At 31.5% G+C, this 18,602-nt stretch carries 17 protein-coding genes; 2 read left to right on the forward strand and 15 right to left on the reverse strand.

What is annotated here, in order from left to right:
* Positions 1-72: 72 nt before the first annotated feature.
* Genes Q0870_RS10990 through Q0870_RS11005 form a run of 4 tightly spaced genes read right to left on the reverse strand, consistent with a single transcriptional unit; the run spans position 73 to position 3,360 of the window.
* Positions 73-603, reverse strand: a complete 531-nt coding sequence (locus Q0870_RS10990; protein ID WP_298555520.1) for a DUF1697 domain-containing protein — start codon at positions 601-603, stop codon at positions 73-75.
* Positions 604-1,815 (reverse strand): NAD(P)/FAD-dependent oxidoreductase, encoded by a 1,212-nt coding sequence (locus Q0870_RS10995; RefSeq protein ID WP_298555521.1) that lies wholly within the window; start codon positions 1,813-1,815, stop codon positions 604-606.
* The gene (locus Q0870_RS11000; protein ID WP_298555522.1) at positions 1,812-2,498 is read right to left on the reverse strand and encodes a glycerophosphodiester phosphodiesterase family protein; all 687 of its coding nucleotides are present in this window, start codon (positions 2,496-2,498) and stop codon (positions 1,812-1,814) included. The genes Q0870_RS10995 and Q0870_RS11000 overlap by 4 nt, the downstream gene beginning before the upstream one ends.
* On the reverse strand, positions 2,488-3,360 hold the full coding sequence (locus tag Q0870_RS11005) for an acyl-CoA thioesterase II (RefSeq protein ID WP_298555523.1): 873 nt from the start codon (positions 3,358-3,360) through the stop codon (positions 2,488-2,490). Before Q0870_RS11005 ends, Q0870_RS11000 begins: the two co-directional genes overlap by 11 nt.
* Before the next feature lie 84 nt (positions 3,361-3,444).
* On the opposite strand from Q0870_RS11005, the gene Q0870_RS11010 reads away from it, so the two are divergent.
* Positions 3,445-4,239: a hypothetical protein gene (locus Q0870_RS11010; RefSeq protein WP_298555524.1), complete on the forward strand. Its 795-nt coding sequence runs from the start codon at positions 3,445-3,447 to the stop codon at positions 4,237-4,239.
* A 4-nt stretch (positions 4,240-4,243) separates the two neighbouring features.
* On the opposite strand, the gene trxA is transcribed toward Q0870_RS11010, so the two are convergent.
* The 10 genes from trxA to msrB form a co-directional block, all read right to left on the reverse strand.
* Positions 4,244-4,543, reverse strand: coding sequence for a thioredoxin (gene trxA / locus Q0870_RS11015; protein WP_298555525.1), 300 nt, complete (start codon positions 4,541-4,543; stop codon positions 4,244-4,246).
* Between the two features lie 98 nt (positions 4,544-4,641).
* A complete protein-coding gene (locus tag Q0870_RS11020; protein WP_298555526.1) occupies positions 4,642-8,337 on the reverse strand; it encodes a metallophosphoesterase in 3,696 nt (1,231 codons plus the stop codon).
* Positions 8,338-8,381: 44 nt separating this feature from the next.
* The gene (locus tag Q0870_RS11025; protein ID WP_298555527.1) at positions 8,382-9,344 is read right to left on the reverse strand and encodes an aldo/keto reductase; all 963 of its coding nucleotides are present in this window, start codon (positions 9,342-9,344) and stop codon (positions 8,382-8,384) included.
* Positions 9,344-10,564, reverse strand: coding sequence for a bifunctional alpha/beta hydrolase/OsmC family protein (locus tag Q0870_RS11030; protein ID WP_298555528.1), 1,221 nt, complete (start codon positions 10,562-10,564; stop codon positions 9,344-9,346). Before Q0870_RS11030 ends, Q0870_RS11025 begins: the two co-directional genes overlap by 1 nt.
* Complete coding sequence (locus Q0870_RS11035) at positions 10,533-11,075, reverse strand: peptide-methionine (S)-S-oxide reductase (protein WP_298555529.1); 543 nt, start codon at positions 11,073-11,075, stop codon at positions 10,533-10,535. Before Q0870_RS11035 ends, Q0870_RS11030 begins: the two co-directional genes overlap by 32 nt.
* Before the next feature lie 11 nt (positions 11,076-11,086).
* On the reverse strand, positions 11,087-11,581 hold the full coding sequence (gene msrA, locus Q0870_RS11040; RefSeq protein WP_298555530.1) for a peptide-methionine (S)-S-oxide reductase MsrA: 495 nt from the start codon (positions 11,579-11,581) through the stop codon (positions 11,087-11,089).
* Positions 11,582-11,624: 43 nt separating this feature from the next.
* Entirely contained in the window at positions 11,625-13,181 is a 1,557-nt protein-coding gene (locus tag Q0870_RS11045) for a protein adenylyltransferase SelO (RefSeq protein ID WP_298555531.1), read from the reverse strand.
* A 54-nt stretch (positions 13,182-13,235) separates the two neighbouring features.
* Entirely contained in the window at positions 13,236-13,484 is a 249-nt protein-coding gene (locus tag Q0870_RS11050) for a glutaredoxin domain-containing protein (RefSeq protein WP_298555532.1), read from the reverse strand.
* Positions 13,485-13,487: 3 nt separating this feature from the next.
* Positions 13,488-13,976: a TlpA disulfide reductase family protein gene (locus Q0870_RS11055; protein ID WP_298555533.1), complete on the reverse strand. Its 489-nt coding sequence runs from the start codon at positions 13,974-13,976 to the stop codon at positions 13,488-13,490.
* A gap of 71 nt (positions 13,977-14,047) precedes the next feature.
* On the reverse strand, positions 14,048-14,509 hold the full coding sequence (gene msrB / locus Q0870_RS11060; protein ID WP_298555534.1) for a peptide-methionine (R)-S-oxide reductase MsrB: 462 nt from the start codon (positions 14,507-14,509) through the stop codon (positions 14,048-14,050).
* 213 nt (positions 14,510-14,722) lie between these two features.
* On the opposite strand from msrB, the gene Q0870_RS11065 reads away from it, so the two are divergent.
* Positions 14,723-15,919 carry a Pycsar system effector family protein gene (locus Q0870_RS11065; protein ID WP_298555535.1) on the forward strand — a complete coding sequence of 399 codons (1,197 nt, stop codon included), beginning with the start codon at positions 14,723-14,725 and terminating at the stop codon, positions 15,917-15,919.
* Here the strand turns inward: Q0870_RS11065 and Q0870_RS11070 are convergent.
* Positions 15,916-18,288, reverse strand: coding sequence for a GAF domain-containing protein (locus tag Q0870_RS11070; protein WP_298555536.1), 2,373 nt, complete (start codon positions 18,286-18,288; stop codon positions 15,916-15,918). The genes Q0870_RS11065 and Q0870_RS11070 overlap by 4 nt on opposite strands.
* Positions 18,289-18,602: the final 314 nt, after the last annotated feature.

Consider the following 18,602-nt stretch of genomic DNA (forward strand, 5'->3'; position numbering starts at 1 on the left):
TAAAACAGACTTTATTAATTGGCTAAATTTATTTCTGGCAAAAATAGTAAATATCTAACGGTCTTTTTTATTTTAGCTAGATAGTGACAATAACTTTACCATAGTTTTATAGTTTCTTGCTGTAGCTGTAATTTTTAATTTTCGTTCAAACCAATTAACACCTAGTTTTGCTTTGCCCGCTCCCAGAGTATAGAAAATATATATGCAGTTTTTAGTAATAACAAATGCTTCGTTTGGAAATTTAAGTTGCGAGGTTTCATTTATTAAATCCTTTTCTAGAGCTTCATTGAGTATTATAAAATAGCTATTCATTTTCTTTTCTTCGGGAAAAGGGCAGTTATTTAGAATCGATTCAATTTCGTTTTTAGATTTTACTAAAACTGGCACATCAAAACCAAAATGAGACAAAATGGCTTTTTGAATTTTATTCTCTAAAACTTTACTATCCAATTCTTTACTTTGAAAAATAACATTTCCGCTTTGAATGTAGGTTTTAACATTAATAAGTCCAGACTTAGTTAATAATTCTCTAAGGTCTGCCATTGGGATTTTTTTATGCCCGCCTACGTTTATACCTCTTAAAAGCGCAATATATATTTTCATTTATTTTGAAATATTTTGAGCGGCAATATAAGCTCCTGTCCAAGCATTTTGAAAATTAAAACCACCCGTAACTGCATCTACATTAATAACTTCGCCCGCTAAATATAAATTTTTGATTCGCTTACTCTCAAAGGTTTTAAAATTCACTTCTTTAAGGTTAACACCACCTGCGGTAACAAATTCTTCTTTAAAAGTGCTTTTACCATCAACTTTAAAAACGGCTTGTGTTAAATGGCCTGCCAAATTTTCTAATTGCCCTTTATTTAAATCTGCCCATCGGGTTTCAATAGCCATATTAGATGCTAAAACTAACTTATGCCATAGTCGTTTTGGTAAATCAAATTGTGTAGATTTAAACACTGTTTTTTTTGCTAAATCTTGTTTTAAGGTTTTCAGTATTTCTAAACACTCTTCAAAAGCATGCCTGATAAAATTAATCTCTATTTTAAATTTATAGTTTCTTTTTGCTAATTCTAAAGCTCCAAACGCAGACAGTTTTAAAATAGAAGGCGCACTCATTCCCCAGTGTGTTATTAGCAGTGACCCCTCACTCCATAAGTCTGTATCAAGAACTTTGATTTCTACATTTTGAGCAACAACCCCTGGAATATCTTGTATGCGCTCATCTTTTATATTGAATGTAAATAACGAAGGCACAGGTTGTGAAATGGTATGCCCAAGACCTTCTAACAAACTCCAAATTTTAGGATTGCTACCAGTAGCTATTAAAACTTTTTTTGACAAAAAATCACCTTGTGATGATTCTATTTTGAACAACTCTTCTTGAAGTTCTATTGATTTTACAGAATGGTTATACAACACCTCAACCTGATGCTTTTCTACTTCATTTAAAAAACAATCAATTATAGTTTGTGATGAATTAGAAACAGGAAACATTCTACCATCGTCTTCAATTTTTAATTCCACACCTCGTTTTTCAAACCACTCAATAGTATCACCTGTCATAAACTGATGAAAAGGGCCTAGTAATTCTTTTTCACCTCGTGGATAATGTTGTGTTAATTCTTTAGGAATAAATTCTGCATGTGTTACGTTACAACGTCCACCACCAGAAACTTTCACTTTACCTAGACCTGTTGCACCACGTTCTAGAATAGAAATTTTTAAATTCGGATTTTGTTCTGCAATATTAATGGCTGCAAAGAAACCAGCTGCACCACCACCAACTACAACAACATCTTTTGATGTCATATCCTATCTGGATAGTCAGAAATTATACCATCAACACCATAAGATTTTATTCTTGCTAAAGGATTCAAATTATTTACAGTAAAAGCAAAAACTTTAAATTCTTCCTTTAATTCTGTAACAATTTCTTCTGTTAGCATCGTATAATCTGCATGAATACCAACTGCATTTATTGTTTTAGCAAATTCAACAGCTCTACCTAAATTCCTATCTGTAAGCACAGCCAAAGGAATTTTATCATTTATTTTGTGTATAGTTTCTAATAAACCTTCTTGAAAGCTAGACACTAAAATATTTTCATATTCCCATCCTTTTTTATCTACATAAAATGTTATAATCCGAGCTGCTTCTTTTGCGGTATCTTGACCTTTAAGTTCTATATTTAATAAAGACTTATTATCAACTAAAGCTAAGACCTCTGCTAAAGATGGAATTTGATAAGTTCCTTTGGTTTTTAAACTTTTTAAAGATTTAAGGGTGTGTTTTGCTACCTCTCCTGTTCCATTAGTAATTCTATCAACTGTAAAATCATGAAACACAACTAACTGACCCGAAGCGCATCTATGCACATCTATCTCAATACCATCAACCTTTAAGCTTAGAGCTTTTTTAATAGATTCTAAAGTATTTTCAGTTAAGTGTCCTTTGGCTCCTCTGTGCCCAATTTTTAAAATTTTACTTTCCATTTTTAATAGGTCTTATTAATCCTTCTTGAGCCACTGTGGCTATCAATTTTCCATCTCTGGTAAAAATATGTCCTCTTGCTAATCCTCTTGCATTAGATGTACTTGGAGATTCTGTAGCATAGAGTAACCAATCAGAAAAATCGAAATCTCTAAAAAACCACATCGAGTGGTCCAAACTCGCTGTTAACGTATTTCCCCAATGCGCCTTACTTGCATGAGGATTTAATGTTGATGTTAAAATATTATAATCCGAAATATAAGTTAAAATCTGCTGTTTTGTAACTAAATCTAATTCTTTTACATCTCCTTTTAGTTTAAACCAAACATTATGACTTGGAGGCAAATCTTTTGGATCCATTGGATTTGCAAATGCTGTTGGTTTAAATTCTACAGGACGCTCAATGGCTAAAAAAGATTTTAATCCTTTGGGTAAAAAATCTCCAAACTCCTCATATAAGTCCGTCCAACTTAATAATTCTTCGGGTTTTTTTATGTTTGAGTTTATCTCAATTTGATGATTGTATCCTTCTTCCTGTTTATGAAAAGAAGCCGACAAAATAAAGATAGTAATATCTTTTTGATGTGCTGTAACTCTTCGAACAGAAAAGCTACCACCGTCCCTAACCAAACTCACATTATAGGTTATTGGCAACTCTAAATCTCCTGCTTCTAAAAAATAAGCATGCATAGAATGTAATACTCTTTGATTGGTAATTGTTCTGCTTGCCGCATTTAAAGCTTGTGCTAAAACCTGCCCACCAAATACAATAGGACTTCCAATGGTTTTACTTACACCATTAAATTCATTTTCACTTATTTTTTCTAACACTAGAAGGTCTAATAAGTCGTTAACTGTAGTCATTAGTTTTAAGTAATCTTTATTTATTGACAGCTTTTTTACCAAAAATATCTTGTAAATTTAACACTATAAATTTTGACTACCTAAATGAACAAACTCCTAATTTTATTTTTTTTAATTATTTCTAGTTGCAAGACTGAAAACTTGATAGTTATAGCTGATTTACCAAATAGTTTAAAAGAAGCCTCTGCGATAGAAAAAATAACCAACTCAAATTTATTATGGACAATTGAAGACTCTGGAAACAAAAACAATATTTATGGATTAAATTTAAAAGGAAAAATTATAAAAGACATTGATATAAATAATTCCAGTAACATTGATTGGGAAGACTTAACCTCAGACAATCAAGGAAACTTATATATTGGCGACTTTGGTAATAATAGTAAAAATAGAGATGATTTTACTATATATAAAGTTTCCAATTTCAACACTAACAAAACAGAGGCTCAACGCATTAATTTTATTTTACCAAAAAAAGTAAAACCAAAAGATTTTGAAGCTTTTTTTCTTTTTAAGGATTACTTCTATTTGTTTAGTAAAGAAAATAAATCTAGCATGCTTTTTAAAGTGCCTAACCAAGTAGGTTTACATACTGCAACATTAATAAAGGCATTTAACTTAGATGGTAAAAACCATCGCATTACATCTGCCGACATTAGCAAAGACGGCAAAACAATTGTTCTCCTAAATCATAATAAACTTTGGAAAATAACTAATTTTAAAAACGACCTTTTTTTTGAAGGAAAGATACAAGAACTAAAATTTGACCATAATTCACAAAAAGAAGGGGTCTGTTTTAAAAACAATTCAAGTGTCTATATTACGGATGAGAGAACTAAAAATAAAGGTGGTAATCTGTATAAATTTAATATCAACTAAATCATTACCCATGGGTTTGAATAATGTTTACAATATCTCTTTTTTGCAACACTCCTGATTGCCTCCATTTTGGAACACCATTTTTAAATAAAATCATAGTAGGCACACTTCTTACTTGATACTTAGTTGCAAGTTCTACATTTTTATCAATATCAACTTTTACTATTTTTATTGCATCTCCCAATTCGTCTTTAACATCTTTTAAAATTGGCATTAGTGCTTGACATGGCCCACACCATGTTCCAAAAAAATCCACCAATACAACATTATCAGAATTCACTATGTCTTTAAAACTACTTTTCATAATTAATTTATCTTACTACCGTATTAGACGAAAATTTTAATCATGAATTACAATTTTAATTTTTGAGGCTCTGAAAACATGTTTTGGGTGACACTACGTTAAAAACCAAAACCAACTTTAAATGCTAAACGTAAACCATCATTACTATTAAATGCTGATAAATTTAATGTCATAATATCTGCTGCATTAGCAAAAACGCCCCCTCCTACTGATGTATTCCACTTACTCGAATTAAAGGCACTATCAAAAACTAACTCATTATCTACCCAAACACGCCCATAATCAAAACCAGCAAATACACCTATATTTAGTGGCAGCAATCCTGTTTTAACTTTACGAAGGTTTAAACGCAAATCGGTACTTTGAGAAAATGAATTCTTACCAGAAAAACGTTCATTTCTAAAACCACGAAGCCCATTATTTGCTCCTATGTTTGCTGCTTGATAAAACTCAAAATTGTCACCAAAAATAAAATGTGCTTTAGCGTTTGTAGCAAAAACCAATTGCCCACTTGACACTAATTTATAATCAAACCCAAGCTCTGGAATAAAATAAGCAAACCCTTTTGACTCTTCTAAATTAGATTTATAACCAAATTCAAGGCTTGTTTGCATTCCTATAGTAGGAAATGCTTCGTTATCTTTATTTTGATAACTGTACATAGCTTCAACTCCAATAAAATCTTTGTGGTTTTCTTGCCCATTAGTGACATAAAATGTATTTATAAAACGATTGTTAGTTTCTTCAACTCCAATAGATTCATAACTTAAGCCTAATTTAAAATGCGCGCCTTGTTCTCCTCTCCAATTTAAAGACGGTGCGAATTTTAATGTGCTTAGCTTTACACGATTAAAATCTAAGTCTCTATCTATACCGTCGCCTTCATTAGCCTCTTCATTTGGTGTGCTATTTCCATACCCAAAGAAATTAATAGCAAAGTTAGGACTTGTATATTTAGCATTTAAACCCAAATTCCACACCCCTATAACATTCGCAAATTCTCCATTATATTCAAAATCGAACCCACTTGTAGCAAAATAATAAGAACCAGAAATAGTATGTTGAGACCCAAACGGATTACGCTCAAATCCATAATTTGAAAGCGTATTTACAAAACCTAACCTAAAGCCGTCATCTGGATTGGAACCTATTAATGGCATAAACTGGTTGATTCTATTTTTTGGTTTAGTATGGTCATATATATTTGTTTCATAATCGTCAGTAAGATTCTTATGACCTTTTTTAGTTGTAAACTTATTTTTCTTAGACTTATAGTCATACATCCATACTTTCTTTCCGTTTTCAATAGAATACGTATCATTATTCTGCCCTCCAACCAATCTTAATTTAATATGGTTATCGCCTTCTCCTGTAACTTTAAACAGATCTTCATCATCCAATCCATACATCCAAATTTCTTTGGTAACTTCTTTATTATAAGTTTTTTGATGTAAAAGAATTCCCTTTTCCCCATTTTTAATTCGATATATAGATAGTTTCGTATTCCCATCTGGCAACCTTTCAATTTCAAACATATCATCTTTATCGGTTCCCAGAACTAATGGTATTTTATTAAGGGCTTCAAAATACCTATTTGCAATTTCTGGAAGGTTTTTAAGTCGTAATTTAAAAACACGTTTTATCTCTAAAATTGTTTCGTCTTGAACTTCTTTTGGGAATGACTTAAACGCATTATCTATTACAGCATCTGATAAGTTCTTTTGAATGAATGCTACTTGCTCTTTCCATTGCTTTTCGGTAGTTTCATTTAGTAACATCATATCTAACGAAAACGGACTTGAATTGAATCCTTTAACATTTCTAACATCCTCATTAAAACCTTCCATTAATTGTAGAGGTGGTATAATTCGGGTTGCTATATTCATTAAAGCACCGTCTCCCATATTAGAGAAGGCTTGATCTCTATCTCTAGGAATTGGTCTAAAAACAATTCTACCAGCTTCTTTAAACTCAGCCCAGCGCCATTGATCCATATGCCTATCCCAATCTCCAATAGCCATATCAAATAATCGTGCTCTTAAAAACATTTGGTCATCAACAATATATTTTTCGTCTTTACGTAGCTTCTTTATTAAGTCATCAGTACTTTCAATTTTATTGGAGTTACCAAAACTTTTAAGATTTCCATGTCCATCAGAAACGTGTTCTTCTATCATATATAATTCATCACCAAAATCTGTATTAAAAGCCGCTAAAGCATTTTGTTTTGGAACAAAATACAGTACAGGGTTAGTATGGTATAAATTAACGGCGTCAGATAAATTGCCAGTTACAAATGGTGCATATGGATGTGAACCTGTATAAAAGTCTTGTATTATTTTTTCTGTAGTTGTACCGTCAAATTGCCCTTCAATATATTGATCTTTAAAAGCCATAGCTTGCAAATATATCGTTGCACTTTTTCTAATGGCGCGCATAACATAGCGTTTCCCGTCTTCATTTATTAATTGTAGAGATTTTGATTGATGCCCTCCGCCTTTTCTATAAGGTTTTAAACCCCCAAACAAAGTATCTAAACTTACTGTTGGTGCATTTACTTTAGTACCGTAATATGCTCTGTAACGCTCTCCCCATATATATTTATAAAAACCACTTTTTGTAATTTCTTCCTTAGAATAAACTGATGCTAATTTTTCATTTGGAAACGATTTATAATCTACAATACCATCTTTTTCGTCTACTGAAAATACTTCTGTTTGAAAAATAACTTTATTATTCTTTGCTGAATAAAACCGAACTGCTGATGACCCATCTACAAAAACATCTAATCTAGCAAAACCAGAATCACTTGAGGAAAACTCGCCACTTACATTACGAGTTGCCGTTGATTTTGAACCTGCTCCGCTAACTATTTGAGGTAAATTATCTTGAACTAAATACTGTAAACTATGCTCATGCCCGGAAACAAAAAGCACTTTATCATTTTCTTGAGCTATAGTTACAATACGCCTTTTAAAAGCGTTATACTTTTTATTCTGCAAATCGGCAGGAGAAATGCCACTTGCTTTTCTTAATATATTTTTTAAAGTTCCTAAAACCGGAATAGGCTTTAAATGTGAACCAAAACTGTATTGCCCGCCATGTGGTCCATTGGTAAACATAGGATGGTGCATTGCGATAATAGTTGTTTTACCACGTGCTTTTTTTATTAAACCTTCTAATTCTTCAAAAAACCTGAACCTTGTTTTTATTTCACAGTCATCATTTATTGTTGGGTGTTTATCCCAGTTTGTTAAATACCATTCCGAATCAATTACAATCATAACAATATCATCAGATATTTCTACTTTTTCAATAGGGCATCCATTTTCAGGTAAAAAAGTATTTTTCCCTAAAGCGTTTTCTATATATTTTTCTTGTCGTTTTAAACCTTTCAATCCATTGCTATACCAATCGTGGTTCCCTGGAATAAAAATAGTTTTACCTTTAAAATCTTTTACAGCCTCTGTCTGAACCTTTAACTGATATTCTGCAAAAGCTCTATTTTCATCATTCTTTTTTGGCAATCCCTTAGGATAAATATTATCGCCCAAAAAAAGCGCTGTACTATTTTTTGATGCATTACTTAATTCAGATTTAAATGCTTTTAAAGCTTCTGAAGACGAATCGATTGGGGAATTACCACCATCGCCAATTAAATAAAATGAATGTGCAATTTCCTTACTTGGAAAATTATTTTGCGCTGAAACATCTTTATATTGAGTCTTATAAGTCGCACAGGCATTTAGAACGGCTATAACGACAAGCAAGGAAGCTATTTTTTGAAACTTCATATTGAGGTGGATTAATTCTTTAAAGGTAATAATTACAATTCTATTTAATTCCAATTTAAGCCACTTCGCTCATCCCAATAGGCTTTTGGAAAAACTTTTAAAGCTTTAAGTGATTTTAATTCTTCTGAAGTCAAGTTGAAATTTAAAGCCTCTAAATTTTGAGTTAATTGCGTTTTACTTGAAGCTCCGCTCAACACATATGTAGGCTCTAAACTATCCATTACAAAGCGTAATGCAATGGCATCAAAACCTGCTTCATACTTTTTTGACAATTGGTTTAAAATTTTATATACTTCTGAGTAATGCTGAAATTTTTTATTTTGAAAAACGCGACCATTTGCCAAAGCTTCCTTAATAATAACTTTTTTTCCTTGTTTCAAAATAGCTTTTAAAATTGAAAAAGGAGATTGTTCAAAAATATTATAAGTTACCTGAAAACTATCAAACAATTCATGCCCGTCAATCTTAACTTTTAAAGCGGCCTTAATAACTTCTTTTTGATTAGCACCGCTTGTAGTAATACCAATTTTTAAACCAGTCTCATTTTTTATTTGATGTAGTTGATTCAAAACATCTTCATTTTCTAAAATACCACTTTCAAAAGTTGCTGAATGCACTTGGTAGTATTTTAGGTTTGGCAACATTCCTTTTGAAACTTGCCATTGTTCTAGTAGTTTTTCTAGTGAGTGTTCTTTTATTTCATGTTTTCCGCTATAACCTAACTCCCAATTTGCCACATAAGTATAACCCCATTTTGTTCCTAAAATGGCATCTTTATGTTTGTTTTCCTCATTCCATTCTTTCAAAAACGCTTCGCCTTTTCCATAAGATGGTGCTGTGTCAAAATAACGAATGCCTAATTTATAGGCTTCATCTAAAACTGAAAGTGAATTTTCTTTAAATGCTTTTTCTGATTTATCAATAGCATCATTATCTCTAATATTAATATACTCTGGCCGCCCTAAAGCTGCTAATCCTAAGCCTATTTTCGTATTTGAATTACTCATTAATCTATTAATTCTGTTTCAATTATTGTATCGGAAATTAAGGTTCTATGCACTGGACATTTTGATGCTATTTCTTTTAATTTTGCTTTTTGCGTATCATCTAAATTACCAATAAATTTCAATCGTTTTTGTAAATGATCGATTCGTTTTGGTTCATCAAAATCCAGCATCAAATCATCACTATGTTTTTTTGAATAGGTAATATAGGCATAAACTTCCTGTAAATCCCATTGCTTTCGTTGGGCATACATCTTTAAAGTCATTACGGTACACGCCGCTAATCCTGCACTTAAAAAATCATAAGGCGACGGCCCAAAATCGTCTCCTCCAATACTCTCTGGTTCATCTGCTATAAAATTGTGCTTTTTAGTTTTAATAGAAGTTGTAAAATTATCCTCAACCAAATTTAAATACGCTACCAATTGTTCGCCTTTAGTATCTAACATGGTATTATCTTCTTGCTCAAAATAACGCTGTACCCATGTACCAATTATATTACCAACATACCTACTATCTTTTGAATTTGTAAGTAGGTGGTCGGCATCATCTAAACTCACAAAACTTTTTGGATGGTGAGCATCATGATACAATTTATGTGCATTTTCAATACCAACTATAGTATCGAAAGGGGCATGCATTATTAATAAAGGTTTACGCAAGTTTTTTGTTATTTCTGGTAAATTTATTTTACCAAAATCTTCTACAAATTCTTCATTTATTTTAAAAGGTCTACCACCAATATTCACCTCAACTTCTCCTTTTTGTTTAACTTCTTCAATACCATGCGAAAATAAATGTGTAACATGACTTACAGTAGCCGGTGCTCCAACTGTAGCAACAGCTTTTATGTTTTCTAATTTAGATGCAGCAACAATTACGGCAGCTCCACCTAACGAGTGGCCAACTAACAAACTTGGAGCTTGATAGTTTACTTTTAAGTAATCATTAACCGCTAATAAGTCGTCAACATTTGCAGAAAAATAACTTTCTGAAAATTCACCTTCACTCCTTCCTAAACCAGTAAAATCAAAACGAAGTACACCAAATCCATGACTAGTAAGCGACCTACTAATATTTCTTACGGCTCCCAAAGCACTACTACATGTAAAACAATGCGCAAAAATTGCATAATACTGTGGTTTTTGGTCGGCAGGCAGTTCTAAAAAAGCCTGTAATTTATGCCCTTTTTTATTTTGAATATTTAGCTTGATACTGTTCATCTTTTAAATGTTTTAATTTATTTTGATTTGCATAGTTTGAAAATTGGTTTAACAGAATTTTCAATTTAGGATTGATAAACGTTTCACAAAAAGGTTTCTCTGGATTACTATAATAGTAATTTTGAATTCCCTCACGTGACCTTTTAAAACTATTAAACGGAAATACTTGAGTTATCAATTTGTTTTCAAATTCATCTTTAAATGCATTAATAATCGCCTCCACCTTTTCCTTTTGTTCATTAGAAAACGTATAAATAGCTGAGCGATATTTTGTTCTCATAGAATGATTGGACTTGCTTTTATGAGTATATAAATGAATTTCTATTAATGTTTTTAGTGAAATATCATCAGCATTAAAATGAACAATAACCGCTTCGGAAAAACTAGCATTACCATTTATAGAAGCTACAAAACCTTGCTCTACTTTTGAAACACCAAGTAATGATTGAAACACAGCCTCTGTACACCAATGGCAACCACCTCCTAAAGCTATTTTATTCTGCGTATTCAAGTTTAAAAAAATTATATAAAAGGGGTTTCAAATCTTTCAAAATGACATGTATACCCATTAGGGATTCTCACTAAATAATCTTGATGCTCTGGTTCTGCTTTCCAAAATGTTGCATAAGGCTCTAAAGTGGTTACAACGCTACCATCCCATTTACCTGAATCATTAACAATTTTAATAATGTCTTCTGCATCTTTTTTTTCTTCTTCATTCTGAAAAAATATGGCAGACCTATAACTTGACCCTCTATCATTTCCTTGCCTATCAACTGTTGTTGGATTGTGAATTCTAAAAAAATAATCTAGAATTTCTCTGAATGATGTTTCGTTTGGATCATAAGTCAATTCAATGCCTTCGGCATGTCCTGGATGGTTTTTGTACGTAGGGTTATCGTTTTCTCCACCTTGGTATCCAACTTCTGTATCTTTAATCCCTGGACGTGTTCTAAATAAATCTTCCATTCCCCAGAAGCATCCTCCTGCTATATATGCTTTTTTATAATTTTTCATTTTTTTAATCTTTCTTTTTTTAACTTAATTTCTAATAACTCTATTATGAACTACAAGATAACATAGAACAGCCTACTTTATGGCGTGCCCACTCTGGTCGTTTTTCAAACCATTTTTCATATTCGGGTTGCTCATTATAAGGTTTTTTAAGCATTTGAAATAATTCATCTATCAACTTATAATTACCTTTATTAGCATCATCAATGGCTAATTGTGCCATATAGTTACGGAGAACGTATTTTGGGTTTACAGTATTCATTTTTTGTTTTCGTTCTGTTGGACTAGTATATTCCTGTTGTAATCTAACTTCATAATTTAAAAACCAAAACTCCCATTCTTTTTTTACTTCATCTGGCATATTATCAAAGTCATAAAACGCATCTTTTAAAACTTGAAACCCTGTTTCTTCATCTTTAAAATCGCTTAAATTCCTAAAAAATATGGTCATATCTGTTTCTACTAATTGCAAGTTTTCTTCCAGATTTTTAATAAAATCTTCATCGTTATCAACCTCTTCATAAAGCCCTATTTTAGCTTTCATCATTTGTAAATTCTGCGATTCAAAATCAGTTTTATATTGATTTAAAATAGCTTCCAAAGGTTCTGCCTCCTCAATTAATGGATAAATTGCATTTGCTAGTTGCAGCAAATTCCACAAGCCGATATTTGGTTGATTTCCGTAACGATACCTTTTATGTTGCCTATCAGTTGTATTTGGCGTCCACCCATAGTCATAACCTTCTAACCAGCCGTAAGGCCCATAATCTATAGTTAAACCTAAGATTGACATGTTATCGGTATTCATCACACCATGCACAAAACCTACACGTTGCCATTCAATAATCATTTGTAATGTACGCTTTGAAACTTCTTTAAAAAAAGCAATATAAGTATCTTTTGAAGGCGCTCCTAAATGTGAAAAATGGTGTTTTATTGTATAATCTACCAACTTTTTTAAATTTTCATCATCTTGTCTTGAGGCAAAAATTTGGTAGTTACCAAAACGCAAAAACGATTCGGCTGTTCTACATACAATCGCACCTTTTTCGTAAGCGGGATTGCCATCATACATCACATCTCGCATGACTTCGTCTCCAGATAACACCAAAGACAAAGCTCTTGTAGTTGGCACTCCCAAATGAAACATGGCTTCACTACACAAATATTCACGAATTGAGGAACGTAATACTGCTAAACCATCGGCTGTTCTAGAGTATGGTGTTTCGCCCGCACCTTTTAATTGTAATGCCCAATTTTTATTTTTATGTTCAACTTCACACAGATTAATAGCACGTCCATCACCTAATTGCCCTGCCCAATTACCAAATTGATGTCCGCCATAGCACATTGCATACGGGGTTGTGTTTTCTAGCACTTTATTTCCAGTAAATACTTTTAAAAAATCATCGCTTTTAGCATCAGTTTTTGATAAGCCAAGATTCTTTAACATTTCTGGAGACACATGCAACACCTCTGGTTTTGCTGTTTGCTTTGGTGTTACATACGAAAAACAGGCTTTAGCAACCTGCCTTCTAGAATTTTCTAAAATGGGGTCTGTAGGTAATTCTTGATTAAATTTATCTTTTATTTTGAGTTTCATTTCTTCTGGTATTAGACCTACAAGGTTTTTGAAACCTTGCAGGTCTTTTTAATTTTACAGTAATTTTTCAATCCATTTTTTCAAATCAGTATCTGACGGATTTCTTAGTTTCTTTTCTCCAATAGTTACTGTTGGAAAATTGAGTTTTCTATTTTTATATAAATTTCTTAACGCTTCAGCATCAACTTCATTTAGTTCAACATCTAAAAACGTATAATTCAAATTTAAATCTTCAAAATACCTTTTATAATATTGACTTTTATGGCACTTTTCGGCGCCATAAAGTTTTATTTCTGTTGCCATAACTTACATGGTTTTTAATAACTGAATAGCTGCATCTGGATTTAAATGAAAATCTGAAAACACCACATTATCGTGCTTATCTATAAACAAAAACCATGGTGTTCCTCCTGTTTGGTAATTTTTCATAATGTTAGAAATTGATTTTCCATCATCACCAGCATCATGACCAAAAGGTATTTTTAAACTGTATTGTTTTTGGGTTTCAACCATCTTTTCGTAAGTATTAGAATCATGTCCTTCAAAAACAGTTTGTACTGCTAGAAAAACTATATTTTTATTTTCCTCCAAAGCCTCTACCATTGTCTTTAAATCTGGCAATCCCTTTTTATGGCATCCAGGACACCAACTTTGAAAACAATATACCACCTTAAACTTTCCTTTAAAATCTGATAATTTAATTGGCGCTATTGTATTTCCATTAGCATTAATCCAGTCTTTTACTTCAAACTCTGGTGCCTTAAACACTTGCTTTTGATTTACTCGATTTGACATTCTATTGCCCTTTCTTTAATAATAATTAGTTATGAATTTACCCCAATAAAGCTAACGAAGTTATGAAAGTTCTAGTTGCTATTTGTTATATCTTTCTCTAATTGCATAGATTCTGAATTTATGCAATAGCGCAAACCACTAGGTTCTGGCCCATCTGGAAATACATGTCCTAAATGTGCATCGCAGGTATTGCATAGCACTTCAACACGCACCATTCCAAAGGCGGTATCTCGAATATACTTAATAGCATTTTCTTTAATAGGCTGTGTAAAACTCGGCCAGCCTGTACCAGATTCGAACTTAATAGTAGAGTCAAATAAAGATGTATTACAACACACACAATTATATTTACCTGCTTCATGTATACTACACAAAGCACCACTATGAGGTCTTTCTGTACCTTTAAGTCTTGTAATTCTAAACTGTTCTGAAGATAATTGAGCCTTCCATTCGGCTTCTGTTTTTTCGACACGTTTGTCGGGAGTTGGGTTTCCTTTTACAGAAAAGTTGATAACCTCTTTCCAAGTTAGCATAATTATGGTTCCTTTCTTTTTTTAGTTAATTATAATATGCTTTTCAACATAAAGGTAGTCGAAATTAAATTCAAAAACTTACAATGTAAATCTTCTAAAAAGCATTTGAAAGCATCAATGAAATTTACGACAAATAATACCGTTATTAATACTTTATTTTAATATCCTTAAAGTTTAGTATTTTTACTAAATAAACACTTATAACTTCTAGACATGCTGATTGAAGCTACTGAAAAATTTGTAATAAATCTTTTAAATGATAAGCTAGACACCTCGTTTACCTATCATAATATTACACATACACAGCGTGTTGCCGAAGACGCAAAAGCTTTGGCTGAACTTTTAAATATTGATGAAACTCAAAAAAACCTTCTGTTAATTGCAGCATGGCTACACGATACTGGTTACACAAAAGGCATTAAGCATCATGAAGATGAAAGTGTAAAAATTGGAACGGCTTTTTTAAAAGAGCAAAAATGTCCTGCAAATGATATTAAAATTATTTGCGACTTAATTTTAGCCACCAAAATGGAAGCTATTCCTAATAACACTTTAGAAAAAATAATTAGAGATGCAGATTGCTCGCATATTGGAAGTAAAAACTATCTGGAAATTTCTGAACTCCTAAGAAAAGAATGGGAATTACAATGTAATAAAACATATTCTGAAATAGATTGGTTAGACGAAAACATTAATTTCCTATCAACAAAGCATCGTTTTCACACTCCTGAAGCTGCAAGTATTTGGGATAAGCGTAAAGGTAAAAACCTATCTGAACTACTTAAATTAAGAAAGAAAATTAAGACTGAAAACAAAAAGCTAACTCAGAGAAAAGAAGAGTTAAACTTTAAAAAGAATAAGATAGAATTGCCTGAACGTGGTATTGAAACTGTTTTTAGAGTAACTTTAAAAAACCACATGCAATTAAGTAATATAGCCGATACTAAAGCTAATATATTATTATCGGTTAATGCTATTATTGTATCATTAGTTCTATCTAACTTGGTTTCAAAACTAGACAACGCTTCTAACGCTTATCTTATAATACCAACCGTCATTTTTGTGATTTTTACAGTAATATCTATTATACTTTCTATATTAGCTACTAGGCCAAATGTTACTAGTGGAAAATTCAATAAAGAAGATGTTGCAAATAAAAAAGTAAATCTTTTATTCTTTGGGAATTTTCATAAAATGAGCTTAAAAGATTTTGAATGGGCCATGGGAGAAATGATGCAAGACAGAGATTACCTTTACTCTTCTATGAAGAAAGATTTATATTTCTTAGGATTAGTCTTAGATAAAAAATATAAAATTCTTCGTATTACATATTCTGTATTTATGATAGGTATAATTGTAAGCGTTATTGCTTTTGCTATTGCGTTTAAATACGATGGAGGAGTTTCTTAAGCTTTAATTTCTTTCATTAAATCATTATAAGTATAAAACTCTTTATCATTATCATCTTTATGATAAAGCACACTTACACGAATAGCTTTTAGCCCTGTTACCGCTTGTAAATCTTGAAGTTCTACAATCTCAACATCGGTATCTAAATAATGTTTTGACTGTAAAAACTTAACATACCTCAAGTATTCCTGTTCGTCCTGTTTTTGTGAATAAACAATACTTATTTTACCTTTTTGGGTAACACGCTCTGTGGTTCCTTTTATATAGGCTTTGTCTACACGTTTTTTTACAATTTCATAACGAGCATTATAGGTACCATCAACATCAAACTGTTTTTCATCCATTCTAAAACTTATGGATAGTGGTTGACTAAATACTAAAATCATAGAAGCCACATCAAGTGGTACGGCAAAATCAGATTGCATTTGATAATAACTATTTTCCATTTCGCACATGACTTGCAATTGCCATAAACGCAAATTATATAGATAAATAAGATTAAAACTATCATCTTTAGTAATAGATTCTCCTATGTACATATTATGTTCTACACCATCAGTTTTATAACGTTCAAAATAATGTGGATACATTTGTTGTGCTACAATTTGCTTTTTATCTAACAAAGAAGCCATTTCTACATTAATTTTAGCTATGGTATCATCATAATCTTTTCTATATTTATAAAGCACATTCAAATTATTATTAATACTAGAATGATAAGCTTCAATTTTGGCTGATAAACTTTCAACTGAGCTCAAATGATTAAGAGCAGGTTCAATATCATCTTTTAAAAACTCAGATATCTGTTGTTCACTATCTACCTGAAAATTAGTTTCTAATCCAGTTAAATAATCGTTTATCTGATATATAAATTGTTCGTGTATTGGCAAAGGTTCAATCTCTAACACCGTGTTAAAAATATCTTTTACGGCTTTTAGCTGAAGTGTTAAATCTTGTTGCGTTGCTTTATTTCTAGCTTCAGAAGACCCCTTTATATCTATCTGCCCATAAAGTGGATAAATATTCTCGAAAGCTATCTTTTTAAAATTAGGTTCAAACCCATTCAATTTGTCTTTAATAAAAGTTTTGGCCTCCTTAGCAAATCGCCATTTTACACTGGAATGAATGGATGTACATTCTTGTTGAATAACGGCTTCAATTAAATTTTCTTCATCACTTTTAGAACGCTCAACAGCTGAAACTATAAAAGGCATAACATCAACTAATTTATTTGCATTAATGCTATTTAAAACTTGAGGTTTATCAGAAACTATTTCAAGAATCCCCATTAAACCATTATCATTTGCAATAGGCGCAAAAATGGCACTCCTAATACCTTGTTCATACAAACTGGTTATGTGTGGTGCTTGACCATTTGATTTCTTAAAAACACTATCCACATCTGATACCGAAAAATATTTATTCTCTCTCAATAACCTATTGTATGACCAATTACATAAGGCATCTGCGCAACTTCTACTTTGCAAACTCCCTAACAGATAGCTATTCATAGCCACACCATAAACGCGCTCAAAATTATCTTCTTCATTATCATAAATAGAAAAACCAACTTTTATGTTATTTATACCTAATAAAGACGCGAAGATGTCTTGAAAATCCTTCATAAAGGTTTCGTCTTTCCTTTTATCTTCACCTATTAGGCTTGATTTTATGTTAGAAATAGATTGATCTTCAGTAACATCAAAAATATTAGAAATCACAAACCCCTTAAAAATATAACTATTTGCAGGAAATTTATCTTTCCAAAGTTCTATGTTTTCAAAATTATCAAGTAATTCATTATAATCTTCTGTTGTTATTTTCTTTGCCTTTTCTGTTGGAACAATTTCACAAAAATCAGCATTATATAAAATTTTATAATAACGAATAATACCATTTGCATCTGGTATTTCGTAGTAAAATGGACGCTTAAAATTTAAGTTATATCCATAGCAAAAATTCAAGATGATAGTACATGCAATGATATACCTATCGTCATCAGGCATGTTTTTTATATTTAATTTAAACTCTTCACCAGCTGTTTCTATTATATTCTTGAAACGTTCAGACGAATTAAAAATTAAATCGTGAAAGGGAACAGAAGCTGTTTTTATTTCGTTTCTTGTTAAAACAGGTGCAAAAGAATCTTGAAGGATAATACTAATTTCTTTTTCTCTGTCTTTTAAAACTTGAGTATCACTAAATCCATCTCTTAACTCAGGAAATGGTTCAGCTGAATTTAAAACCCGCTTTGCTTTAGCTGACAGAAAATCATCATCATTTTTGGACAAGTTTTCATAATGCTCAAGTAGTTTGTTGAAACCAACTTTAAGCATCATTGGCGATTCGATATTATCGTTAATATCCATAATATTAGTCTTCTTGAAGTACAAATTTACAAATTAAAGATTTAGTCGATATTAAATAGACTTCCTGACTATGGATTTGTTACCAAAAAAATGTAATTTTCATGGCTTTTCTAGAGGAAAAATTTTAAATCAACAGTTATTCATATAAAAGATACATGCAATTCAATTATTATTTGATAGTGATAGCTGAAGCAAATCAAGTTAACAAAAACTATATTTAAAGGTGATTTTTGAAAAAAAATCTGTTTTGATATTTCTATACCTAAAACAAAGCATTTACTTTGGTTAAAGTATTAATGCTTTATAAAAAATTA

It is taken from the genome of uncultured Algibacter sp. (assembly GCF_947487575.1).
Classification (GTDB): Bacteria; Bacteroidota; Bacteroidia; order Flavobacteriales; family Flavobacteriaceae; genus Algibacter_B.